Annotated in this window: 14 protein-coding genes; 9 read left to right on the top strand and 5 right to left on the bottom strand. The window is 43.6% G+C overall.

The window, feature by feature from the left end; genetic code table 11:
- Positions 1-88 precede the first annotated feature (88 nt).
- Complete coding sequence (pyrG, locus tag AVL57_RS04505; protein ID WP_057793526.1) at positions 89-1,720, top strand: CTP synthase; 1,632 nt, start codon at positions 89-91, stop codon at positions 1,718-1,720.
- Between the two features lie 59 nt (positions 1,721-1,779).
- A complete protein-coding gene (gene eno / locus AVL57_RS04500; protein WP_057793528.1) occupies positions 1,780-3,072 on the top strand; it encodes a phosphopyruvate hydratase in 1,293 nt (430 codons plus the stop codon).
- Positions 3,073-3,424: 352 nt separating this feature from the next.
- Here eno and AVL57_RS04495 read toward each other — a convergent pair whose 3' ends face one another.
- Positions 3,425-6,382: a TonB-dependent receptor gene (locus AVL57_RS04495; protein WP_057793530.1), complete on the bottom strand. Its 2,958-nt coding sequence runs from the start codon at positions 6,380-6,382 to the stop codon at positions 3,425-3,427.
- A 675-nt stretch (positions 6,383-7,057) separates the two neighbouring features.
- Between AVL57_RS04495 and AVL57_RS04490 the strand changes: the two genes are divergently transcribed.
- Positions 7,058-7,783: a hypothetical protein gene (locus AVL57_RS04490; RefSeq protein ID WP_057793531.1), complete on the top strand. Its 726-nt coding sequence runs from the start codon at positions 7,058-7,060 to the stop codon at positions 7,781-7,783.
- A gap of 84 nt (positions 7,784-7,867) precedes the next feature.
- Here the strand turns inward: AVL57_RS04490 and AVL57_RS04485 are convergent, their stop codons facing one another.
- Positions 7,868-8,857 carry an alpha/beta fold hydrolase gene (locus AVL57_RS04485; RefSeq protein WP_057793533.1) on the bottom strand — a complete coding sequence of 330 codons (990 nt, stop codon included), beginning with the start codon at positions 8,855-8,857 and terminating at the stop codon, positions 7,868-7,870.
- A 503-nt stretch (positions 8,858-9,360) separates the two neighbouring features.
- Between AVL57_RS04485 and leuA the strand changes: the two genes are divergently transcribed.
- From leuA to AVL57_RS04460, 5 genes are all read left to right on the top strand, one after another.
- Positions 9,361-10,920 carry a 2-isopropylmalate synthase gene (gene leuA / locus AVL57_RS04480; protein WP_057793535.1) on the top strand — a complete coding sequence of 520 codons (1,560 nt, stop codon included), beginning with the start codon at positions 9,361-9,363 and terminating at the stop codon, positions 10,918-10,920.
- Complete coding sequence (leuB, locus tag AVL57_RS04475; RefSeq protein WP_057793537.1) at positions 10,921-12,018, top strand: 3-isopropylmalate dehydrogenase; 1,098 nt, start codon at positions 10,921-10,923, stop codon at positions 12,016-12,018.
- Positions 12,019-12,026: 8 nt separating this feature from the next.
- Complete coding sequence (gene leuC / locus AVL57_RS04470) at positions 12,027-13,427, top strand: 3-isopropylmalate dehydratase large subunit (protein ID WP_057793539.1); 1,401 nt, start codon at positions 12,027-12,029, stop codon at positions 13,425-13,427.
- 3 nt (positions 13,428-13,430) lie between these two features.
- Positions 13,431-14,042 carry a 3-isopropylmalate dehydratase small subunit gene (leuD, locus tag AVL57_RS04465; RefSeq protein ID WP_057793541.1) on the top strand — a complete coding sequence of 204 codons (612 nt, stop codon included), beginning with the start codon at positions 13,431-13,433 and terminating at the stop codon, positions 14,040-14,042.
- A 151-nt stretch (positions 14,043-14,193) separates the two neighbouring features.
- Entirely contained in the window at positions 14,194-15,417 is a 1,224-nt protein-coding gene (locus tag AVL57_RS04460; protein WP_057793543.1) for a cyclic di-GMP phosphodiesterase, read from the top strand.
- Positions 15,418-15,484: 67 nt separating this feature from the next.
- Here the strand turns inward: AVL57_RS04460 and AVL57_RS04455 are convergent, their stop codons facing one another.
- Entirely contained in the window at positions 15,485-16,687 is a 1,203-nt protein-coding gene (locus tag AVL57_RS04455; RefSeq protein ID WP_057793545.1) for a general secretion pathway protein GspB, read from the bottom strand.
- Positions 16,680-17,591 (bottom strand): ExeA family protein, encoded by a 912-nt coding sequence (locus AVL57_RS04450; protein WP_057793548.1) that lies wholly within the window; start codon positions 17,589-17,591, stop codon positions 16,680-16,682. The genes AVL57_RS04455 and AVL57_RS04450 overlap by 8 nt, the downstream gene beginning before the upstream one ends.
- 130 nt (positions 17,592-17,721) lie before the next feature.
- On the opposite strand from AVL57_RS04450, the gene AVL57_RS04445 reads away from it, so the two are divergent.
- A complete protein-coding gene (locus AVL57_RS04445) occupies positions 17,722-18,897 on the top strand; it encodes a tRNA nucleotidyltransferase/poly(A) polymerase-related protein (protein ID WP_057793550.1) in 1,176 nt (391 codons plus the stop codon).
- Here the strand turns inward: AVL57_RS04445 and AVL57_RS21175 are convergent.
- On the bottom strand, positions 18,886-19,047 hold the full coding sequence (locus AVL57_RS21175) for a hypothetical protein (RefSeq protein WP_156454869.1): 162 nt from the start codon (positions 19,045-19,047) through the stop codon (positions 18,886-18,888). The two genes, AVL57_RS04445 and AVL57_RS21175, sit on opposite strands and share 12 nt — an antisense overlap.
- Positions 19,048-19,068: the final 21 nt, after the last annotated feature.

Raw genomic sequence — 19,068 nt, 5'->3', positions numbered from 1 at the left:
ATACTATTATCCCGTCCAAAGTATGGGTAGTTTAGTTCCTAAACTACACTCATATTTACCCAATACAACTCAACGTTCTAGGTTTCGCATGACAAATTATATTTTCGTCACCGGTGGTGTAGTTTCATCGCTAGGTAAAGGTATTGCCGCTGCGTCGTTAGCCGCAATTCTTGAAGCTCGCGGGCTCACCGTCACCATGTTAAAACTCGACCCGTATATTAATGTCGACCCAGGCACCATGAGCCCTATTCAACATGGCGAAGTATTTGTTACCGATGATGGCGCAGAAACCGATCTGGATCTTGGTCACTACGAGCGTTTTATCCGCACCCGAATGACTAAGCGTAATAACTTCACTACCGGACGGGTATACGAAGAAGTACTAAAACGTGAACGTCGAGGCGACTACTTAGGCGCCACTATTCAGGTCATCCCACACATTACCAACGAAATTAAACGTCGTGTGGTTGAAGGCGCCGAAGGTCACGATGTGGCTATTGTTGAGATTGGTGGAACGGTAGGTGATATTGAATCACAGCCTTTCTTAGAAGCAATCCGTCAGCTTGGTACCGAGCTTGGCCGCGAAAAAGCCATGTACATGCACTTAACCTTAGTGCCTTACATGCCAGCTTCTGGTGAAGTAAAAACTAAGCCAACTCAGCACTCAGTGAAAGAGCTTCGTTCGATTGGTATTCAGCCAGACATTCTAGTGTGCCGCTCTGTAGGTGCATTACCATCAACTGAGCGTTCTAAAATTGCATTGTTCACTAACGTAAATGATAAATCGGTTATTTCCCTTAAAGACGTAGACAGCATCTACCGCATTCCAGCTGCACTTAAAGCGCAAGGTATGGATCAGCTTGTGGTAGACCGTTTTGGTTTAGACTGTAAAGAAGCCGACCTATCAGAATGGGAACAGGTACTTTACGCAGAATCTAACCCAACTGCTGAAGTTAATATCGGTATGATTGGTAAGTACGTAGAATTACCGGATGCTTATAAGTCAGTTAATGAAGCTCTTAAACATGCAGGCTTGAAGAACCGCTTAACCGTAAATATTCACCATATCGACTCGCAAGATGTTGAAAGCAAGGGCCCACAAATTCTAGAAAAACTAGATGCTATATTAGTGCCTGGTGGTTTTGGTGAGCGCGGTATCGAAGGCAAAATAGCCGCCGCACGTTATGCTCGTGAAAACAAAGTGCCTTATTTAGGTATTTGTTTAGGTATGCAAGTAGCACTCATTGAGTTCGCTCGTAATGTAGCAGGTATGGAAGATGCCAATAGCTCAGAGTTTGATCCTGAAACGCCTTACCCTGTCGTTGGCTTAATTACAGAATGGCTTGATGAAGCAGGTACCACTGAAGTTCGCAACGAGAATTCAGACTTAGGCGGCACTATGCGTTTAGGTAGTCAGCTTTGCCATTTAATTGAAGGTACTAAGGTACATGAAATGTATGGCAGTGCTGAAATTTATGAACGTCACCGCCATCGCTACGAGGTAAATAACAACCTTCGTGAACAAATTGAAGCAGCAGGGTTAAAGGTAAGTGGTTTGTCCACTGATAAACGACTTGTAGAAGTAATAGAAATACCTGACCATCCTTGGTTTATTGCGGGTCAATTCCACCCTGAGTTTACGTCAACCCCACGTGATGGACACCCATTATTTAAAGGGTTTGTCGCTGCTGCTGGACAGTATCAAAAAGAGAATCATTAATTTCTAATAAGGGAACACTTTCTCCCGTTGTGTTCCCAAACAATTGTTAAGGAAAAAACATGGCGAAAATTAGTCGCATTATTGGTCGCGAAATTCTGGACTCACGCGGTAATCCTACCGTAGAAGCCGACGTGTATTTAGAATCAGGCGTTATGGGTCGTGCTGCGGCACCATCTGGCGCTTCAACCGGTAGCCGAGAAGCACTAGAACTTCGTGACGGTGACAAGTCTCGTTATTTAGGTAAAGGCGTAATGAAAGCCGTAGCCGCTATTAACGATGCCATCGCACCTGCGCTTTTAGGTAAAGATGCACTAGCGCAAGCTGATATCGACGCTATCATGATTGACCTAGACGGCACAGAAAATAAAGAAACTCATGGTGCAAATGCTATTCTAGCGGTATCGCTAGCGGTTGCTAAAGCAGCGGCTTTAGAAAAAGGCGTTGCCCTTTACGAGCACATTGCAGATCTTAACGGCACTCCTGGTCAATACTCAATGCCAGTACCTATGATGAACATCATCAACGGTGGCGAGCACGCAGACAACAACGTAGATATTCAAGAATTCATGGTACAGCCAGTAGGCGCAAAGAGCTTCAAAGAAGCCCTTCGCATGGGTGCTGAAATTTTCCATTCACTGAAGAAAGTACTTTCTGCTAAAGGCCTGAACACGGCCGTTGGTGACGAAGGTGGTTTCGCACCAAACCTTAGCTCTAACGCTGAAGCGCTAGCGGTTATCGTTCAAGCAGTCGAAAACGCTGGCTACAAAATGAATGAAGATATTACGCTTGCACTAGATTGTGCGGCATCTGAATTCTACAAAGATGGCCAGTACGTCTTGTCTGGTGAAGACAAGAGCTTCGATTCTGAAGCCTTTGGTGATTACCTAGCCGACCTTTCTGACAAGTACCCTATTGTGTCTATTGAAGATGGCTTAGACGAAAGTGATTGGGACGGTTGGGCAAGCTTAACCAATAAGATTGGTGAAAAAGTACAACTTGTTGGTGACGACTTGTTTGTAACTAACACTAAAATTCTTAAGCGTGGTATTGATAACGGTATTGGTAATTCAATTCTTATCAAGTTCAACCAAATTGGTTCACTGACTGAAACATTGAACGCAATTAAGATGGCAAAGGATGCAGGCTTCACTGCTGTTATCTCTCACCGTTCAGGTGAAACTGAAGACGCTACTATTGCTGATTTAGCAGTAGGTACTGCGGCTGGCCAAATCAAAACTGGTTCACTGTGTCGTTCTGACCGTGTTGCTAAGTACAACCAACTTCTTCGCATTGAAGAAGCCTTGGGTGATGCGGCAACTTATAAAGGTCGCTCTGAAATTAAAGGTCAGTAGCCTATTCATAGTGCACTTAAGACAAGAGCGCACTTGAGACAAGAGTGCGCTTAATATATAAGTGTACTGGTTACTTATCTAATCAAAAGCTGCGTAAAGACCCATAATTTTGGATAACCTTTACGCAGCTTTTTTGTGCCTGTTTGAAGCCCTTCCCTCACGTCCCTTAAGTAGCCCCCCTTCCCTAGCCCCCCCCCCCTCAATAACGCCCTTTTAATAACATCCTTTTAATAACGCCCCATTCAAAAAAGATGACAATGATTAAGGACTAGCGAGCTTAATTTAAGACAAAAAAATACCCCAGCTCGTGCTGGGGTATTTTAATTTAGTGTTGTTAGTGAAGCTACGCTAATTAGAAGCGGTAGTTAGCACCTAAAGTCACTCGGCGGTCGGTAAGACCTTGGAAGCACAATAACGCACCTTCATTGATACAAGACTGTTCAACTTCTGATTCAGTAATATTCACCGCCTCAATACCTATGTTGAAGTCTTCGTTCACGTCGTAGTTAATACTTGCATTAAGCTGACCACGATCTTCCTGAACCACTGGGAAGCCCCAAGGGAAGCTTGATGTGCTACCGAAGTCATCCGAACGATACGCTTCACGCCATGTGTAACGCATACGCGCCGATAAACCAAACTTCTCATAGTACAAGGTGAAGTTATACGCATTTTCAGATAAGTTCAGTAGACCTTGAACTGCTGACACTTCAATATCATCAATACCTGTAGAGGCTGCGAATACATTTGCCGCACGACTTGTTGCTGTATTTTCAGAATCACCACCGTCAAACTCTTGAATAGTGTAGTTAGCAAGTACACCGAAACCTGAAGCCCAACCTAGCTCTTTTTCAAAGCTTGAAAGGTCATATTGAACGGCAATTTCGATACCTTTTTGCGTAGTTTCGCCAGCATCGTTAATCTTAGTCTCTGTACCGACACAAATACCTGTACCTAGGTCAGGTCCAAAAACGTTGATATCAGCAATGGGGTTAAACACACCGCCACCTTCACAAGGGTCGGTTAAGTCACGATAACCTGTTACCGGATCTTCAAACGGGCTCACGATTTGGTCAACGTGCAATGCTTTACGTGTTTTGTGGAATATACCAACACTTAACACACTTGCTTCAGCAAAATACCATTCAGCCGCTAAGTCGAAAGATGTTACTTCTTCAGGCTCTAGCCCTGGGTTACCAATAGCCACATTTGGGTTAGGGCTGGTACTGAATGTTACTGACGTAGATAAGTCATCAAAGTTAGGACGGCGTATATCTTTACCGGCACCAAAGCGAAGTACAACATCATCAGCCACATCAGCAACAATATTTAAGCGAGGTAGAATGAAATCGTAATCACCGGTATTAGTTACTTGCGATACCAATTCGTTTCCGTCACCGTCTACCGTAATTGAGTTACCCACAGAGGTAACGTCTGTTTGCAAATAACGTACGCCGAAATTACCGCGGAACATTTCATATTCAAAGTTCGCTTGCGCATAAAGAGCATGTGTTTCTTCTTCGATGTCGAAGAAACCAGACGAGCTAGATGTTGGTGCGTTTAATGTAGCTGTAGAGCCATGTGCGTCCATAGCTTGCTGTAATGAAGCTAAAACACCATCTGGATCTGAAGCCACTAATTCAGGATTAATGATTAAGAAGTCTCGAACGAAAAGTTCGCGACCATCCGCATCATTGAAGTTGTTAGGTCCTGCGACTAGCAATTCAGAGAACAAATCGCCTCGAGGGCTGTCTTCCATGCTTCTCAAACCAACGCTAGTACTAACATCATCACGGGTGCTAGTTGATTTGTTATAGCGATAACCAAAGTCAACTGACGTAATCATCGAGTCTACGTAGTATGAAAAGTCAAAACGAATCGCATCTTCTGAGTTTTCAGTGGTATCTCTACCAATGTTTACATCACGTAGAACAACATTTGAAGGGTCTAAAAGCTGCTCTACTGTTGGCGCATATTCCGCACCAGATGCAATACCGAACGCTAATGAGCCGCCAGATAAATCATATTCAAACGGAACACTGTTATCGTTACCGCCACCAGCATCTAATGGTGCATTAGGGTTGATGAAGTTAAGCGTAGTATTAAAGCTAGGTGTGGTAGTATCTGAAGATGAAGATGCAACTTCAGCACTTACAAACCATTTCTCGCCTTGCCATTCACCACCTAATCTAAAGATCTGGCTCTCTGTAATACGAGAGTTTGTATCGGTCGACAAACGAAGGTTAGGATCGTCGTCATCGTTATCAAGATTCACTGGAATAACACCGCGAAGCGCAGCCTGCATTGAACCTAAATCAGTACCACCTAACGAACCGAAGTTAATCGTTTCAAATGCATCAGGTACTGAAATATCGTTAAGTGCACTTACGCCTGATGCCTGAACACGTGAACTTTCTTGCAAACGTTCTTGGTCATTAATGATGGCGTCGAAGAAAAACTTAGTGTTGTCGTTAGGCTGCCATTCAAAGGTACCTACGAAGTTTTTCGTTTCATATTCGTAGTTGTCGTAATCTTGTACGAAAAACTGAATGGGAAGGAAGTCGAATGACTGGGCACTTGCTACGCCGCTGTCAGAAGCAATTAGGTTATCTCGGTCAGCACGTGGTCTAAATGCAGATACATCTTGTTCTGAATAACTACCACTCACTACAACACCAAATTTACCGTGGTCGTTTTCCCAGTTATCACCAAAAGTCGCTGAAAGACGAGGCTGGAAACCGCTATCTGTAGATAAACTACTGTTTTCACCTTGAACACGAATCGACGTCAATCGCTCAGTCAATTGTAGAGGACGAATTGTCTTAAGATTGATGGTACCACCAACAGAACCTTCAATTGTTTTCGCATCTGGTGACTTGGTAACTTCCAAGCCCGCAATGATTGCTGCTGACACATCTTCAAAATCGATACCACTTCGGCCTGCGCCTGAGCCTACCGTTGATACGCCGTTAATCTCTGTTCGGTTGGCATCTGTACCACGGATTTGAACACCCGTACCAACACCTGCTTCACGAGTGATTTGAATACCCGTGATGTTTTCTAACACTTCCGCTAAGTTTTGGTCAGGCAATTTACCAATATCCTCAGCTTCAATGACTTCTACTAAATTGTTTGTAAAACGTTTTTCATTTAGAGCACTGGCTAACGAGGCGCGAATACCAGAAACCTGAATAACTTCTACGTCTTTTTCGGCTTCTTGTTGAGCTTCTTGAGCAAGGGTAGAAGTGGCAAAACTCAACGATGTTGCAGACAACATCGCTAATGTGATTTTAGATAATTTGTGTCCCATGTGTGTTTCCTCTTGCAGCGTTTTGAACCGAGCCTTCAGGCTTTCAAAACAGCGTTGCTAAGTTATGTGTGGTTACATCCTGCACTATTAAAGATACACTTCATTTACAAGATGATTACAAACCTAGACGAAAAACATACAATGGTCAACCTTTGATCACTTAAAAACACAGAATTATTAACACTAATTGTAATGCCAATTAACAAGAGCGTAACTAACCAATAAAAACCCCCACCCCAAAAGCCATACAATACTGCATAACTATCAAGTAGTTACTTTTAATTAACTGCATTTTTTTGTTGTTTTTTAAGTAAAAAATGTGAGGTAAATTAAATGATTATTCTTTAGTATTGTTTCGCTAGATGAAGGCTAATTCAAAAGTGGTAATACTAATTGCTTATATAAATATATTCGATGCCACTAGATTGGTAATGTAAAATGTTAATGGCCATTATTTCAGTCAGCTAGTTAAATATATTTTTGAGTTAGCTTAATTTTATTAAATTAAAGCCTTTTAACACGTTTAAGACTGTTAACTCGGTGATGCTCTTTGAGCTCTCTTACCGCCAAAGTAGATGCTTCAATTTATAGGTTGGTCGCATTGGGTTTCTGGATACCCAGCATAAATCCTGCTAACGTAGGTTTATTGCGTCTTTTTATTGTCTTACCAGTATTATGGCATCCGACGGACATACGTCTTCCACACAATCAGGTTTTTTTAGTAATTCGGGCGAGCTCGGCGGTGCACAACCGCAGTTCACTGAAATTTGTACTGCGTTATATGAAAGAGAGCTTTTGCTCATAGCGCATAAAGGCCCCTCAAATGTGTCTATATTGCGCCGAAGATTAGCCGGCCTGACCCACCATATTCGAAGTGTGGCACGATACCTCATTGACAATAACTCACCGCTAGATATTGATCCCCACAATGGAAGTTGGTTTATTAAGCAACCTGGTAAGTGCCCAGGGCACAGCCAACCTATTGATAAAAAACGTCCGTGGTATGGTCAATACGCAGATTACGGTTTGGTTATACCTATTTGCATAACTACGTTAGAAGGTATGCATATAGAGCTCGACTCAATAGATAGCGTGAATCACGCCACAAACACGCTTCATACCAATAAACACGGATGGTTTTCTTTTGATGGCGAGATGGCACATAGGGAAGCTGAAACAAGTCAGCACAAAGCAGGGTTCGGCACGTCCAGCTTTACCGATGCAAATGCGGTATTAAAGCGACAGCTTTTGAAACCTACAACTGCAATTATGGCATCTGCGTGCAGTGGGCATATGTGGCGTCATAAATCGAAGGGGGCACCTCGAGCACTTTCATTGCGAGAAATGCGTCTGTCCACTCACATAAACTGGAAGAATTTCACGCTGAAAGGCCAAGCCTAGTAATCAGTTACAGCGCATCCGATGCAAATGTATAGCGGTATTGATTAACTACAGTTACCTTGAATTGATACCCTGTAAGAGCAGTTAATCCAGCGCTTCTTCGTACAATTTGATAAAGCGAGAGAAGCCCTCAATGTGTGGTAAGTGCCCTAAACCGTCAAGCTCTTTCACCGTTATGGCATTGTTGCGGGCTTTAACTTCAGCGCCAAGTCTATCGTAACGACCTAACTCCCGCGTACCCCCTTCTTTTTTCCAGCCGCGTCCGGGCCCAGTTCTATCCCTTGTGCCTAAAATTAAGGTCACCGGTACTTGGAATCTATCGAACTCCTCTATAACGGGCTGGGTAAATATCATGTCGTAAGTTAACGCACTCACTTTGGCTAGTTGGGGCCAATCATCACCTTCAATCCATCCCATTAAATGGCTTGCATGAAAGGCATAGGTGTCATTCCAATCACCATCGTAATAGTTTGTCTTTTGGTAATTAACAATGTTTTCAGGCGTTTTCTTCAACTCATTTTGCTGAAAAAATTCGACATCTTTATAGTCCACATACTGCAAATAATTTTCCAATCCAATGGGGTTGATAAGTACGAGCTTGCTCACACTTTCAGGATAATTTAGCGCAAATCGTGACGCCACCATGCCCCCCATCGAATGACCTGTCACTATCACATCTTCTAGATTTAGTGATGTCAGCAACTGTTTGGTGTTGTTCGCTAGTGCCGCAAAGCTATATTGATAATTAATTGGCTTATCTGATTTACCAAAGCCAATTTGATCAGGGATGACAACTCCATACCCTTGCTCATGCAGCCAATTGGCTGTGGTTTCCCAATAACTACTGGCAAAGTTCTTACCATGCAACAACAGTACTGTGGGTTGCCCTTCCTTTGCCGGTAAATGCATGTATGCCATGGCTAACCCTTGCCCTTGAGATTCAAATGCCATGGTGTGAACATCAAAAGGATACTCGAAGTCTGTTAGATTTTTCGAAAAGGGTTTTGCAAAAACAATGGTTGAAAACGTGAAGATAAGAAACGAAAAACCTAAAGAAAAAATAGCGCGTTTCATCATTTTGCTCTCAAGAAGATATTAGGTGATTTACCCTATCAAAATCGCTGAAACAATACGCCTTTGTTAAGCAGCGAAATTCGCTATTCCATCGCAATTTGGCAACTAAATAGACAATATTGGCGCTTTATCAATTTCATGAAATTAGTATATATATCCTAACGACCAGCTCCTCACCCGCTAAATTTAAACCAGGTGAAATATATACATTAAATAATCCCAAAAAATAGGATAAACACCCTATTTTAAAAAAACCATTATTTATAACCAAATTTTATACCCATTATTAGAATCAAAGGTTGACCTTAAAGGCCTGGATGGGTACATTGTCGCTATCAACTGGTCGGCAAAGAAAAATACGCAAATGATGCGCAATCGCTTTCTTCTAACTCTACTCCTTATGGCAGCAAGACTGCACGGGTAGATTGCGACCAGCGATTAATTACACAGAAACCCGTGCTTAGCACGGGTTTTTTTTTAACTTTTATAAACGAGAGAGCGTTATGACTAATCAAGTGAAAATCTTTGATACCACATTGCGAGACGGTGAGCAGGCCTTACCTGCAAGCTTAAGTGCCAAAGAAAAGCTGCAGATCGCTCTAGCGCTCGAACGTTTAGGTGTTGATATCATTGAAGCAGGCTTCCCTGTTTCATCACCAGGCGACTTTCGCTCGGTACAAATGATTGCAAAAGAAGTTAAAAATTCGGTTATATGCGGTTTATCACGTGCGTTGGGAAAAGATATTGATGCTTGCGGCCAAGCCCTTGGTGTAGCCGAGCAGTTTCGTATTCACACCTTTATCGCCACTTCAGAAATTCACGTAGGTGCCAAGTTACGAAAATCTCATGATGAAGTAGTAGATATGGCAGTTGCGGCAGTGAAACATGCCCGTAAATACACAGATGACGTAGAGTTTTCATGTGAAGATGCGGGTCGTACCCACATAGATTACTTATGCCGCATGGTAGAAGCTGCTATTAATGCAGGTGCTACCACAGTAAATATTCCTGATACGGTTGGTTACACCACGCCAACGGAATTCGGCGGTATTATTCAACAATTGTTTAACCGTGTTCCAAATATTGATAAAGCGGTGATTTCTGTTCACTGCCACAACGATTTAGGATTAGCCGTTGCAAACTCATTAGCCGCGGTTGAGCAAGGTGCTCGTCAGGTTGAATGTACTATTAACGGTATTGGTGAACGAGCCGGTAACGCTTCGCTAGAAGAAATTGCAATGATTTTGCAAACCCGCCAAGCCATGTTGGGTATCAATACAAACATCAATTCACAGGAAATTTCGCGCACCTCTAAATTGGTTAGCCAATTATGTAATATGCCGGTTCAAGCGAATAAAGCCATTGTAGGTGCGAACGCATTTAGTCACTCATCGGGTATTCACCAAGACGGTGTATTAAAAGCGCAAAATACTTATGAGATCATGACACCTGAAAGTGTAGGTATTAATAAAAACAACCTAAACTTAACGTCTCGCTCAGGTCGCCACGTAATTAAGCATCGCTTAACCGAATTAGGTTACAAAGTAGAAGATTACGATTTGGAAGCGGTTTACGACGCATTCTTAAAATTGGCCGACAAAAAAGGCCAAGTTTACGATTACGACTTAGAAGCTTTGTTGTTCTTCGATAAGCAAAAGCATGACCATGCGCATTATCAATTAATGTACTTGCAAGCCAGTTCAGGTCGCGAAATTATTCCAAGCGCTACAGTAAAATTAAAAGTGGGCGAAGAAGAAATTATTCAATCTAGTATTGGTAATGGTCCGGTTGATGCCGCATACAATGCGATTAGAGCTATCTTGGGTCATGAAGATGTTGAAGTTGTAGACTTCAAATTAGATTCAAAAGGCGAAGGGGCCGATGCCCTAGCACAAGTGAGTGTAATCGCCACTTATAAAGGGCGTCGTTTCCACGGCATTGGTCTTGCCACCGATATTGTTGAAGCAGGTGTTAAAGCCCTTATCTTTGTATTAAACAACACTTATTTAGCTGATCAAATTGACCAGCAAAAAAATCAACAAGAACGCGTTGCAGGAGTTTAAATGAGCCAGTTCTCAATTGCCGTATTAGCCGGAGACGGTATAGGCCCAGAAGTAATGCAAGAGGCCAACAAGGTCTTAGATGCGGTAGAAAAAAAATTCAATGTAGCATTTAACCGCACGGCTTACCCTGTCGGCGGTTACGCTATAGATACTGAAGGTGAAGCCCTTCCTTCAAAAACCTTATTAGGTTGTGAGCAAGCCGATGCCATTTTATTTGGCAGTATTGGCGGCCCTAAGTGGGACACCTTACCACTAGAGCAGCGCCCAGAGCGTGCCGCGTTATTAACATTGCGTAGCCATTTTGATTTATTCAGTAACTTGCGCCCTGCCCGTATTTATCCTGGGTTAGAAGCCTTGTCTCCACTGCGTGAAGACATTGCTAAATCTGGCGTAGATGTATTGGTAGTGCGTGAACTTACCAGCGGTATTTACTTTGGCCAGCCCAAAGGACGCGAAGGTGAAGGCGAAGAAGAGTTCGCTTTTGACACTATGCGCTACAGCAAACGTGAAATTCGCCGCATTGCCGTTGCCGCTTTTGAAGCTGCGCAAAAACGCCGCGGTAAAGTGACCTCTGTAGATAAAGCTAATGTGTTACTTACCAGCCGCTTGTGGCGTGAAGTGACTGAAGAAGTAGCAAAAGACTACCCAGACGTAGAGCTTGACCATATCTACATTGATAACGCGACCATGCAAATCATGAAGAACCCAGCGCAGTTTGATGTAATGCTGTGTTCTAACTTGTTCGGCGATATCGTTTCTGATGAATGTGCCATGATGACGGGCTCAATGGGCTTATTGGCTTCAGCTAGCATGAACGAAGACGGTTTTGGTTTATACGAGCCAGCAGGTGGCTCTGCCCCTGACATTGCAGGCTTAGGCATTGCTAACCCTATTGCACAGGTGCTTTCTGCCGCCATGATGCTACGTTTCAGCATGAACCTAACTGATGCTGCCGATGCCATCGAAAAAGCGGTTATTGCCACATTAGAAGCGGGAGTTCTTACAGGCGAACTTCTTCCTGATGATAAGCGAGAAAACGCATCTACCACCTCTCAAGTCGGTGATGAGATAGTAAAACAATTAATGGCGCAGGAGTAATTAACACCATGGCCAAGACCTTATACGACAAAGTGTGGCAAGCACATATTATCGATCAATTAGGCGAAGACAGCTTAATTTATATCGATCGCCACCTTATTCACGAAGTGACTTCACCTCAGGCTTTTGCTGGCTTAAATGAAAAAGGCCGTAAAGTACGTTGCCCTGAGCGTACTGTAGGTACAATGGATCACAGTATCTCTACTCGCTCGTTGGCGATAGATGCATGTGGACCGCAAAATGCGCTTCAACTTCATACTCTTGCTAACAACTGTGAACAACACGGTATTCAGTTATTCCCTGTGGGTCACCAAAAGCAAGGTATCGTGCATGTTATGGGCCCTGAACTAGGTCTTATTCAACCGGGCATGACTGTGGTATGTGGTGATTCACACACCGCCACCCATGGTGCATTCGGTGCCCTAGCGTTTGGTATTGGTACCTCTCAAGTAGAGCACGTATTAGCTACGCAAACCCTTAAGCAAAGCCGCGCGAAAAGCATGCTTATTAAGGTTAATGGCGCGCTTCCTGTGGGCATTACTGCGAAAGACATCATTCTAGCTATTATCGGCAGAATTGGTCACGCAGGGGCCACTGGGCATGTAATTGAATACGCTGGTGAAGCTATTTCTGGTTTAACCATGGAAGAACGCATGACTGTGTGTAATATGAGTATTGAAGCTGGCGCTAAAGCGGGCTTAATTGCCCCTGATGACACCACTTTTGAATACCTTAAAGGCCGTGAATACGCACCAAAAGACCAAAATTGGGAAGATGCAGTAGCCTATTGGAAAACCCTTTACACAGAAGAAGGCGCAAGCTTCGACACAGTAGTAGAACTTGAGGCTGCCGACATTGCACCGCAAGTAACGTGGGGCACAAACCCAGGCCAAGTTATTGGTGTTGATACTCCAGTGCCGGGTCCGGATGACTTTTCTGATCCTATCGAAAAAGAAAGCGCCAAAAAAGCTTTGGGCTATATGGGATTATCAGCAGGCGATAAGCTTGCAGATGTTGCCGTAAACCACGTATTTATTGGTTCTTGTACCAATGGTCGTATTGAAGATTTACGTGCTGCTGCCCATATTGCCAAAAACGGCAAAGTAGTCGATACGGTTACCGCCATTGTAGTTCCAGGCTCAGGTCATGTGAAAAAACAAGCTGAAGCAGAAGGGCTAGATAAAATCTTTACTGATGCAGGCTTTGAATGGCGTTTACCTGGCTGCTCTATGTGCTTGGGTATGAACGACGACAAACTTGTTGCTGGCGATCGCTGTGCGTCAACCAGTAACCGAAATTTTGAAGGCCGTCAGGGGCGTGGTGCACGTACCCATTTGGTAAGCCCTGCAATGGCTGCTGCAGCTGCTATTACTGGCCGTTTCGCCGATGTTAGAGATTTTCAGGAGTAACCTATGTCTGATTCAACACAAGGTTTTACCGCCCATACAGGTTCAGCTGTACCGCTAGACCAAGCAAACGTCGATACCGACCAAATTATTCCTAAGCAGTTTCTAACCGGTGTAACTCGCGCTGGCTACGGAAAGCATTTGTTCCACGATTGGCGTTATTTGGATTTAGAAGAAAAAGTACCTAACCCAGAGTTTTCATTGAACAAACCTGAGTTTGCCGGTGCAAGTATTCTTCTTACCCGAGAAAACTTCGGTTGTGGTTCTAGCCGTGAACATGCGCCATGGTCGCTGAACGATTTTGGTTTTAAAACCATTATTGCCACCAGTTATGCTGATATTTTTTATGGTAACTGCATTAATAACCAATTATTACCGGTTGCGCTTGCCAGCAGCGAAATGGATGCGTTATTTGCAGCAGTTGAAGCTAACCCTGCATTAGAAATTACGGTTAACTTACCAGAGCAAACTGTATCATTTGCTGAGACTAGCTTTAGCTTCGACATTGCCGATCATCATAAAACTAACTTGCTAAAAGGGTTAGATGCTATTGGTCAAACCTTAGAGCTTACCGACAAAATTTCGGCTTATGAAGCAAAGCAACCTGCTTGGGCTTAAATACTGGCTATTAAATACTAAGCTTTAAGCACTAGGTTTGAATTTTAGTGTAATTCGGCACAATTTTGCCCCGTAGTAATGGCGAAGTACTCCTACTTCGCCTAACTTTAATAACTAGTTAACATCGCTCAAAAAGTTGAATGGAGTCTTTATGCTGAAAGCAGTACCTATTGATGATCTCAAACCAGGGATGTACATCAACCAAGTACTTAAACAAACTGGCAGCTTACGGATGCGTTCAAAGGGTCTTGTAAAACACCAAACGGTTATCAACACCTTAAAATCTCGCGGGATACAGACTGTTCAAGTAGACTTCGAGAAATCTCTTAATCACGAACCATCGACCGATTCAGTCCCACTTTCCACACCAGAAGCAAGCACTCAAGCGCCTACTAAACTAGAAAAAGGCCAACAGATCGCGCAAAACAGCCTTACACGAAACGCAATGAAAGAAGCCAACGGGCTTTACTTTGATGCGGTAAATATACAAAACGGCTTTTTATCAGCGCTTAACCGCGGTGCAGTAAACGACTTAAAGTTAGTGAAAGACCTAGCACAAAGCCTTATCGATAGTATATTTGATAACAAAGACGCCCTGTCCTGCTTAACCCTGATAAAAAACAACAACGCTTACCTGCTAGAACACTCCATCAACTGTAGTATTTTAATGGGCATGTTTACCCAATTTCTAGGCTATGACAGAGAAACCATAGACCAAGCGAGTTTAGGGGCTTTGTTAATGGATGTTGGCATGTCGTCCTTACCTATGGATGTTCATAACAACGTTGAGGATTTGTCAGCGGCAGATTGGGAAGTGATGAAAACTCATGTTGATATTGGTGTTGAGCTTGTTCAGCAGTGCGGTGAGATTTCAGATTTAGTGTTATCGATTATCGCGCAACACCACGAACGTATAGACGGCAGCGGTTACCCTAATGCATTAAAAGAAATAGAAATTTCCGAATTTGCGCGCATTGCAGGCATTATTGATACTTACGATGCTATGGTGTCTAACCGCCCCCATAAAGAAAGCATTAGCCCTACACAAGCACTCAAACGACTAACAGAAGACGACAGACTCGACCAAACCTTAGTTAGCCAGTTTGTTACATGCATGGGGGTGCACCCGGTAGGCTCAATTGTTAGGCTAAAAAGTGGAAAACTTGCCATTGTCAGCCAACAAAACCCACTTAGCACGATGAGCCCCATTGTGATGACATTTTATAGTGTCCCCTCGCAGCAATATGGCGATATTACTCGACTAGATTTAAGTGCGAATGATGACGAAATTGTATCGGGCGTACGGCCCGATGATTTCAACGTGAACTTGTCGACTTTCTTTCAAGATGTTTTGGTAAACCAAGCGCCAGACTAATTAGCATCCTGACTATAAGCCAAGGGTATTAATTTTCACTTCAATACCCGTTGCTTTTCCTTTGCCATTACCAGTCAGTAAGCGCCGCCATGGTGAAAAGTTCTTCTTCAAAACCTAATACCACTTGCTGCGCTTCAATATTGACAATTTGCACTTTATCGTCAATCCAATCGCCTTCAGTCATTTGTATGCCATTCACTCGCACCCAACGATCATCAGGCCGAGATGCGTACATATGCGCACTGAAATTCATAGAGGGCAAACGCGTTAGTAGCCGCACAGGCAATTGATCAACACGCTGAATGTTATCTCGTACCGTTACTTTCGTTTTTGGCTCAAAATCATCATTCTCGGCTTGGGTATCCAGTGCTGCCACCGCTTGGTTAAAGCGAGCTAATAGCTCTGGTGATACTTCAATTTTATTGTCTTCTTGGTCACCTTGAGCATTAAGCACACGCCCTTCTTGTTCAGCCGCTGCTAAATCGAAGGTATCCTCAGAACCATTTTCATCCTCTGCCGTGGCTTGCTTAGACAAAGTTTGCAAGTTTGGTTTAGCATTAGCGCCAGAGGCCTGAGCTATGTTATCTGAACCAACATTTTGCGAGTCGGGTTTTTCAGAAGGTAAATTTGCGCTAGATGTCGCTCCTTGTTCAGGTACATTAGACTCCTCCTGCGGTATAGTTGCTTGCGCTGTTGTTTGTCCATTACCTTGCCCGCTGCCGGGTTCCGTTAACGGTGAGGGTGTTTGTGTCAGCGTTTTTTGACCCATTAGCGAGCTATCCGTCGCCGTTGAGGCTTCAGGTTGAATAGATTCCACAACCGACGCCGTAACCGCAGGCCACCACTCACCTCGCGTAGCAACCAGAAACCCTAAGCATAAACCAACTGCAACAATAGCCGAGTAAGTTGCAAGCTCTTTGCCGTATACCTTCCACACCGAAGGCAGCCCTTGTACAGTAGGCAAAAACAAACTGCGATTAAATTGGTCAGATAGCGTTTTGTCGAACTTTGCGCTGGTATCGTGCTGACCACGTAATAGCGCTTGGGTTTGCGTGCGATGTCCAGTTCCGGCTGTAGTTGAAGGCGCAATTTCTACAGTTTGGTCAGGATCTATTTCTATTTCCTGAACACCCATTTCTGCTAAGCCTTGCACCATAGCATCGCTAGATACCAAGCCTGACTTTCGAATTTTAACCGGCCCGTTCTGTTGCGTTATTCTAACAATCACCATGCCGGGCTTTAAGTCATTAATACTAAGTATATTAGACATATAAACTCCCTAGACCATAGCCACAGAACACAGCCACCACAAATGCGCTGAAAAGCCACCATTTGCGATTACCCTGCATACGCTGGCTTACCACATCTTCACCAAGAATTTGCTGTGCTGCGGCAAGAAAAATAGGCTTTTGCACTACCGCATGTTGTTTAGTGAAAGAAAGTGTTAACGCTCTATCGCACAGCAGGTTTATAACCCTTGGAATCCCCCCCGTTATTTGATGCACTGCACGCAAGGTAGATTTGCTGAAAATACTCACATCTCCGTGAGCTACGCTTAATCTATGTGCGATGTAAGCACTAACTTCCGGCGCGGTAAGTGGCAGTAAATGATACCGCGCAGTAATACGCTGTGCGAGCTGTCTGAGCTCGTTGCGCTTTAATAATTGCTGTAATTCTGGCTGGCCAATTAATACTACTTTTAATAGCTTTTCACGGTTAGTTTCTAAATTAGTGAGTAACCGTAACTGTTCCAATACTTCCGGCAATAAATGCTGCGCTTCATCAACCATTAACACGGTATTCATACCCTGTTGGTGATTTTCTGCAAGCTTAGATAAAATTAAGTCGGTAAAGTATTTTAAACTGGCTTTCTCTTCTTGGTATTGTAAACCAAGTTCATCGCACACAGTGGCGAGCAACTCCAGCGCAGAAAGCGTTGGGTTTAGTATCATTGCTACTTGGGTGTTATCGGGCAACTGTTGCAATAACTTACGAGAAACCGTGGTTTTCCCTGTACCTACCTCGCCGGTAAGCATAACAAAACCGCCACTTTCACTTAAACCGAAAGTAAGGTGCGCTAACGCCTCTTTGTGCCGCGGGCTCATATAGAGGTAATCGGGGTTTGGCGCGATTGAAAACGGATTATCGCTTAACCCAAAGTAATTCAAATACATGGTATTCGCTGTTGAAGTTGAAAACGCGATTTAAACTACCAGAGCGTGAACAGAAGTCAAAGTGTGCTTATGTAAACTGCTTCTGTAATAATACCCATTGGCTTAAGAAAATTTACGATATAGAGGTTACATGCAGGTTTATTTAGTTGGCGGCGCGGTGCGCGACACCCTATTAGGGAGAACAGTTACCGAACGTGATTATGTGGTGGTAGGGGCAACACCGGCACAAATGCTAGCTAAAGGCTTTACGCAAGTGGGTAAAGACTTTCCTGTATTCTTACACCCTAAAACCTCGGAAGAATACGCACTTGCCCGTACCGAGCGTAAAATGGGTAGCGGCTATACTGGCTTTGAATGTGATGCTTCTACGTCGGTAACACTAGAAGAAGATTTAAAACGCCGCGACTTAACTGTAAATGCGATTGCTCGAGACCAAGACGGCGAACTTATCGACCCCTATCATGGCCAACAAGATTTACAAAATAAAGTGCTTCGTCATGTTTCAGAGGCTTTCAGTGAAGACCCTTTGCGGGTATTTCGCGTAGCCCGTTTTGCCACCCGCTATGCCTATTTAGGCTTTACCATTGCTGAAGAAACCTTAAGCCTGATGACCGCCATGGCCAAGTCTGGTGAGTTAACCAGCCTAAGTGCAGAAAGAGTATGGCAAGAAACCAAGCGAAGTTTGCTTGAAGCCACGCCCGAAGTATTTTTCAAAACATTAAAAGCGTGCCACGGCTTAGACGACTGGTTTGCAGAACTTAGCGAGTCTGAAAGCGCTTTTGATACTGGTATTCAGGCACTTCAACAAATTCAAACACGCACTCAACCTCAAAATCAGGGCGCCAATTATACAGCCTCAATAGAAGTGCGTTTTGCTGCGCTTTGTTCGGGCTTATCACATAAACAGGTTCAGCAATTATGTAAGCGATTGAAAGTGCAGAACACGGTAAGCGACATTGCCGAAATGGTGAGTGAGCACAAAGCTTCACTTATTAATAACGACAAACTAGAAGCCGAAACCTTGTTAACTGTGTTTAATAAAACCGATGCATGGCGACGACCTGAACGCTTTAGGCTTTTTCTCAATGCCCTGCTGCCTATTGCACTACAATTTTCTGATCCGAAGCAGACCGGCACTATGAATTCATCACATTGGTCAGAGCGCGAAACTTTGATAACGCAGGCATTAGTGGCCGCCAATGCAGTGGATGTTCAGCACATTATTGCACAAGGATTTAAAGGCCCAGAAATTCGCGAAGCACTGAACAACGCTAAATTAGAGAAAATAAGCGCATTACTGTGCTAAGGCGATCACGTTTTTCCCTTTATTAGTCGCACGAGAAAATCGCACAGGTAAATCGCCTTCAATAAGGCGCACTGAACACCCGCTGTAATAAATTAGTTTCTCATAGCGCTTTAAAAAGGTGCTTTCAACATGGATTTGTGAGGTGTTCACACAAAACACTTCAGTAAATTA

Source organism: Alteromonas stellipolaris (genome assembly GCF_001562115.1).
GTDB lineage: Bacteria > Pseudomonadota > Gammaproteobacteria > Enterobacterales > Alteromonadaceae > Alteromonas > Alteromonas stellipolaris.
This window is presented reverse-complemented; position numbering and strand designations above follow the sequence as displayed.

Coding starts and splice junctions, on each gene's coding strand:
- AVL57_RS04490 (WP_057793531.1), top strand. CDS start 7,058: ATGGCATCCGACGGACATACGTCTTCCACACAATCAGGTTTTTTTAGT.
- AVL57_RS04485 (WP_057793533.1), bottom strand. CDS start 8,857: ATGAAACGCGCTATTTTTTCTTTAGGTTTTTCGTTTCTTATCTTCACG.
- leuD (WP_057793541.1), top strand. CDS start 13,431: ATGTCTGATTCAACACAAGGTTTTACCGCCCATACAGGTTCAGCTGTA.
- eno (WP_057793528.1), top strand. CDS start 1,780: ATGGCGAAAATTAGTCGCATTATTGGTCGCGAAATTCTGGACTCACGC.
- leuA (WP_057793535.1), top strand. CDS start 9,361: ATGACTAATCAAGTGAAAATCTTTGATACCACATTGCGAGACGGTGAG.
- AVL57_RS04445 (WP_057793550.1), top strand. CDS start 17,722: ATGCAGGTTTATTTAGTTGGCGGCGCGGTGCGCGACACCCTATTAGGG.
- AVL57_RS04455 (WP_057793545.1), bottom strand. CDS start 16,687: ATGTCTAATATACTTAGTATTAATGACTTAAAGCCCGGCATGGTGATT.
- pyrG (WP_057793526.1), top strand. CDS start 89: ATGACAAATTATATTTTCGTCACCGGTGGTGTAGTTTCATCGCTAGGT.
- leuC (WP_057793539.1), top strand. CDS start 12,027: ATGGCCAAGACCTTATACGACAAAGTGTGGCAAGCACATATTATCGAT.
- leuB (WP_057793537.1), top strand. CDS start 10,921: ATGAGCCAGTTCTCAATTGCCGTATTAGCCGGAGACGGTATAGGCCCA.
- AVL57_RS04495 (WP_057793530.1), bottom strand. CDS start 6,382: ATGGGACACAAATTATCTAAAATCACATTAGCGATGTTGTCTGCAACA.
- AVL57_RS04460 (WP_057793543.1), top strand. CDS start 14,194: ATGCTGAAAGCAGTACCTATTGATGATCTCAAACCAGGGATGTACATC.
- AVL57_RS04450 (WP_057793548.1), bottom strand. CDS start 17,591: ATGTATTTGAATTACTTTGGGTTAAGCGATAATCCGTTTTCAATCGCG.